We start from the raw sequence: 4,803 nt of genomic DNA, 5'->3' as shown, positions 1-4,803 counted from the left end.
GCAGGTTAGAAGTTCGCATGAAAATTGACGGTTTTGAAGCGAACCTGAGCATGCAGGGTGCGTTGAGCGCATCTGGCTACTCAGGTTGGAGGAACCTGTTGTTGGCCGAGCCCATCGTTCCCTACCCGCGGCTTCTACTCGGTTTCGTTAGTCAGTGGAGCCAGGAGCTCTTCGACTTCGTCGTGGCCGTGACCGGGCCCGAGTTCCTCCCGCCTGTGGCGGCACCAACCCAGCGGCGTGCTGTTGAACCGGCTGTCTCGACGGTTGGGGTCTGCTCCGCGGGCGAGGAGGTGGCGGGCGCTGTCTGCGCGTCCGCTGTAGGCAGCCTCGTGCAAGGCGGTGGAGCCGTCACCATCGATGCCGTCGATCGGAGTCCCAGTCGCCAGCAGCTGGTCGATCACCTCGAGTCGGCCGTGTTCAGCGGCGATCCGCAGCGCCGCGACCCGGTCGGCATCGGGCGTGTCAGCGGTCAGCATCCCGGCGATCGAGCCAGCAGCTGCGGCATGCACGATGTCGGAGGCGCCGGCGGCAAGCAGTACCTCGGCGACTTCGGTCATCCCGAAGACCGCGGCGTGACGCAGTGCGGTTCCACCGGGGACGCCACCGGCGTCGGGCGTCGCGGTCGCGGTGAGGCTCGCGCCTGCCTCGACGAGTACTTTGGCCACCTCGGCGTCGCCGTAGCTCGCCGCTGTCATCAGCGGTGTCTCGGCGTCGCCAGGTGCACCGTCGACAGGGGCACCGGCACGAAGCAGTTCTCGTGCGAGTGCGGCTGTGCCTTGAACCTCTCGCCATGCTCCGCAGGTGGTGTCGTAGCGCATCATCGCTACGTAGCCCAGCGGCGTCACGCCGCGGTGGTCGCACCAGCCTGTGAGCGGTTCGGTGGCGAGCTCTGGATGGCCGGAGAGCAGTTCGCGCAGGCGTTGTGCGTCGAGGCTGTCGAGGACCTGTCGGCGCTCCACCTCGGTCTTGAGCTTGGCCCAGCTGGTGAAGCCGTGCTCGCGGGCCAGCGCCAATTGTGCGGACGTGAGGATCAGTTGGTCCGAGACCGCGTGGATGCGCGCCGCGGCGCCGGTGTCACCGCTTTGAGCCGTGCGAAGGAGTTCCTTGGCCTGGCGGCGGAGTTGATCGAGATCGGTGCGTGGAAGAAGTTCGGTCATGACGGCTCCTCGTCGGCCGGCAGGTCCGCGTTTGCCGGGCAAGGAGATCGTCACAGTGGCACGCCGTGTGTCGATCGCGAGGTGGACTCAGTCCTGTCCGCGGACCCGGTTGCGCCCTCGCGCGCATGGATCACTCTATCGGGGCACCGCCAGGTTTGCCCCCGTTGGCGAGGTCGGGATGTTCGATGGTCTTGAGGTAGCGGGTCGCGCTGTCGACGTTGAGGCCGAAGAGGTCGTAGATGCGGCGTACGTCGCCGCCGGTGGCGTGGATCTCGTGCAGGATCCGGTCCTCGCGCAGCGCCTGTGGCCGCAGCGTGACGCCCTTCCAGGGATAGCTGTGCCCGACCGGGACGAGTCGGGGTGCGGTGCGGCGGCTGACCAGCAGGTGCGGGTTGAGGCTGTTGGGCCAGCGCTGGTTGCGGTGGTCGAGCCAGGCCGTCAGGCGGGTGAGGACCGGTGCGGCGAGCGGGATGACGCGGTCGCCGATGGTGAGCCGGCCGTCGACGATGTCGGTGAGCTTGATCGCCCGCAGCTGTTTGCCGGTCAGGGCGTGGAACGCCACCAGCGCGACCGCCAGAGCGACCACCGGGTCGGGATGGTTCAGTTCGGTGCGGATCACGGCCGGGTCCAGGGCGAGCGGGATCGTGCCTGTGAAGGTGGTGGTCTTGATGCCGCGCGTCGGGTTGGCGAAGACCAGCTTGCGGCCCTTGAGCGTCTTGAACAGCGACTTCAGGCCGAGCTCGGCGGCGTGACGCCGGCCTGGGTTGAGGGGCTCCAGCGCGTGCTCGATGTCGGCGCGAGTCACCTGCGCGAAGGAGGTGTAGCCAGCTTCGACCCACGTGTTGACGACGGTCACGATGCCGAGGATCTGAACCCTGGCCGTCTGGGGATCGCGCGGGACCTGGCGCGGCGCCTGTGTGGAGCCTTGGAGCATCGCGTTGAGCCACAGTTCGAGCTGCTCGCGCATCTGAGGCGGCAAGTTGGCGGCCTTGGCAGCGAAGTAGATCTCGACTCGGTTGGGGCGGTCCTCGATGAGGAGACCGGCGTCGGCGAGGACGTCGATGGTGGAGACGATGTTGCCGTCGTAGCGAGGCAGTTGCAGGACGTCGCTGGCGCGGATCTTCGCGGTCGGGTTCTCACGCAGCGTCTGCAGCAGCCGCAGGGACCGGATGACGTCGTTGCGTTGGCGTACGGACCAGCCGTAGCGCTCGGCGTGGTCGTCGACGACGGCGGCGCAGTAGCGGGTCAGCTCGCTGTCCTCGAGCAGGGCGCGTCGTCGTACTGCTTCGGGATCGGGCGCCATGTCGAACAGTGCCAGCTGGACCGACGCCTCGTCGTCGAAGCCGGTCCCGGCGGGATAGGGCAGCTGGTTCTTGTAGCGGCTGCGCCATGGCTCGTCGCCGGTTCGAACGCGAGTGGTATTCGCGTTGCGGGCGCGGGGTCCCCGGCGCAGGCTGGGCTGGGGAGCGAGGCGTGGGGTGACGCGTCTCTTGAAGAGCATGTTGGCAAGGAACAGCTGCTGGCTGTGCTGGTTGGCGCCGGCGTAGTCGAGGGCTCGGCCGGCCTCTTGGGTGATCTGGGCTTGCTCGACGCAGAGCCTGCAGGCACCGGAGTTGCCGATCCGGGCGAGGCGTCCGCAGTGGTCGCAGGTCCCTTCGGGGTAGTGGGTGCGCCACCAGCGACAGGGCCAGCAGGTCCAGTTGTAGCGCGGGTAGACACCCCAGGCGAGGCAGCCCTTGCAGGAGCCCGCTCGTTGAGGGCTTCGGGGGTGGCAGAGCACGCACAGGCCCTGGCTGAAGTAGTCGTTGGTCGTGCCGCACCAGCGACATGGCGGGGTTGTGAACGGTCCGCCGGGCAGGCAGTCGTAGCAGAAGTCGACGCGTGGGCTCGTCCATGCGACCGGGCTGGCCTGGCACTTGTTGCACCGGGGCGGCAGTCGCAGGGGCGCGTCGGGCCCGGGGGCTGGCATGGGGTCGTCGTCGAGGTCTCAGTCGGTCCGAAGACCGCTCACAACGGCGGGGTGGAGCGAGATTTGCCGAACCGCGGGGCAACTACCGAGCTGCCGCCGTTCGGGTCGGGCTGGTCCCCGTCGCCGTTCGCTGCCTTGGCCTGGCGGATACGTGCCGCGACCTTGTCGGGTTCGGGAGTCAACAGGTCGTCGGGGGTGCACTCGAGCAGCGCGCACAGGACGTCGAGTTCCTCCAGCCGCATGGTCGGTGGGGTCCCGGCCCACCATGACGACATCTTCCCCGCGGAGATCTCGACGCCTGCCTCAGCGAGCATGCGGCGCAGTTGCGCGGACTTCCAGATCCCTCGCTCGGCGGCGCGTAGGCGCAGGTTCCACTGCATCCTGATCAGCTCCTCTCTCGTTCTGTTCGTGTTAGTGCGGCCGGCTGGGCGCGAGGCCGAGTCGGTCTTCAACGCGCTGGTTGGCGGCGTTCCAGGCGTTGGTGATGTGTTCGCTGCGGACGTGGATGTAGCCCGAGGTCGTCGAGAGCCACTGGTGGCCGAGCAGTTCCTGGATGGCTCGGATGTCCATGCCGACGGCGTAGAGCGACGAGGCGCAGTAGTGCCGCAGCACGTGGGGTGTCATCTGACCCGACCAGGCGGGCAGGAGCCGGTCGACCTGGATCATCAGGCCACGTCGCAGTGCGTTGCTGCCCACGCGGCCACATCGGTCGAGGTCGTCGTCGAACCGTTCCGAGGGCAGCATCGGTGCATCCGGGTTGGTGTAGTCGGCGCCGTATTGGTGCCGGACTTCGGCCAGCCACCAGTCGATCAGCTTGTCGGCGCCGTTGATCGCGGGCACGAGCCGCGGCTTGTGACCGCGGCCGCGGCTGCCCTTGCCGAAGCGGACATGGAGTTTGCCGAACTCGCCCAGGTCGGGGCGCCAGTCGCGGATGTCGAGCATGACGGTCTCGTTGATGCGCAGCCCGAGTCGCCGCCACAGCGAGGCAGCGACGTAGTCCCTGGCTGCGGGCAGGTACTTGCGTGCATGCGGGATCGATTCGCGCCAGCCGGTGAACAGTGCGTCGATCTCGTCGTCGGACGGCGGGACGCGGACCTTGCCCAGCGATGCGCCGGACTGACGGTTGAACTCATCGATCGGCTGCTCGACCAGCACACCGGTGGCGCGGCGGATCTGTCCTTCGTAGCGGGCGATGAGGAACTCGTAGAACGTCGACAGGGCACCCGCCTTGCCTGCCCGGGTCGACACGGCGTGGCCCAGGCGCCGTTGCTCGGCCATGAAGGCGTCGGCGTCCTTGCAGGTCGCTTCCCACAGCGGCTTGGTCAGCGAGCGGGCGAACTCGATCACGATCGAGCGGGTCTGGCGGATGTGGTCGTCGCTCAGCCCTGCCGCCGACATTGCCATCGCGAACTGGTCGACGATCTCCTGCTCGAAATCTTCCGCCTGTTGCGGACTCGCCAACACCAGATCGGCGTCACCGCCACCCGGCAGCGCCACCAGACCCATCAGCTATCACCTTCAACGGAGGCGACCATCCGTCAATCCTACGACGAAACCGTCAGCCAGAGTGACGGTCCATCACTTCAGATTCTCGCCGGTGACGAACCGACGCTACCTGCACAAACGCAGATCGGAGCCTCTGATGCCGCCGATCGAACCTGAGTGCCTAGAGACAGC

4 protein-coding genes are annotated in these 4,803 nt (G+C 67.6%); all 4 read right to left on the bottom strand.

Features of this window, described 5'->3' with window-relative positions; all coding sequences use genetic code 11:
* Positions 1-134: 134 nt before the first annotated feature.
* The gene (locus IG63_RS0120115; protein ID WP_030486122.1) at positions 135-1,157 is read right to left on the bottom strand and encodes an ankyrin repeat domain-containing protein; all 1,023 of its coding nucleotides are present in this window, start codon (positions 1,155-1,157) and stop codon (positions 135-137) included.
* A 130-nt stretch (positions 1,158-1,287) separates the two neighbouring features.
* Complete coding sequence (locus tag IG63_RS0120110) at positions 1,288-3,126, bottom strand: site-specific integrase (protein ID WP_051707365.1); 1,839 nt, start codon at positions 3,124-3,126, stop codon at positions 1,288-1,290.
* 38 nt (positions 3,127-3,164) lie between these two features.
* Entirely contained in the window at positions 3,165-3,506 is a 342-nt protein-coding gene (locus IG63_RS0120105) for a helix-turn-helix domain-containing protein (RefSeq protein WP_030486120.1), read from the bottom strand.
* A gap of 31 nt (positions 3,507-3,537) precedes the next feature.
* A complete protein-coding gene (locus IG63_RS0120100) occupies positions 3,538-4,632 on the bottom strand; it encodes a tyrosine-type recombinase/integrase (RefSeq protein WP_030486119.1) in 1,095 nt (364 codons plus the stop codon).
* Between the last annotated feature and the right edge of the window lie 171 nt (positions 4,633-4,803).

The sequence above is a fragment of the Nocardioides aequoreus genome (assembly GCF_000720335.1).
In the GTDB taxonomy this organism is placed as follows: domain Bacteria; phylum Actinomycetota; class Actinomycetes; order Propionibacteriales; family Nocardioidaceae; genus Marmoricola; species Marmoricola aequoreus.
The sequence above is the reverse complement of the archived record's forward strand: the minus strand, read 5'-3'. Positions and strand labels throughout refer to the sequence as shown.

Excerpts from the sequence above, each read along its gene's own strand:
- IG63_RS0120105 (WP_030486120.1), bottom strand. The coding sequence starts at position 3,506 with ATGCAGTGGAACCTGCGCCTACGCGCCGCCGAGCGAGGGATCTGGAAG.
- IG63_RS0120110 (WP_051707365.1), bottom strand. The coding sequence starts at position 3,126 with ATGCCAGCCCCCGGGCCCGACGCGCCCCTGCGACTGCCGCCCCGGTGC.
- IG63_RS0120100 (WP_030486119.1), bottom strand. The coding sequence starts at position 4,632 with ATGGGTCTGGTGGCGCTGCCGGGTGGCGGTGACGCCGATCTGGTGTTG.
- IG63_RS0120115 (WP_030486122.1), bottom strand. The coding sequence starts at position 1,157 with ATGACCGAACTTCTTCCACGCACCGATCTCGATCAACTCCGCCGCCAG.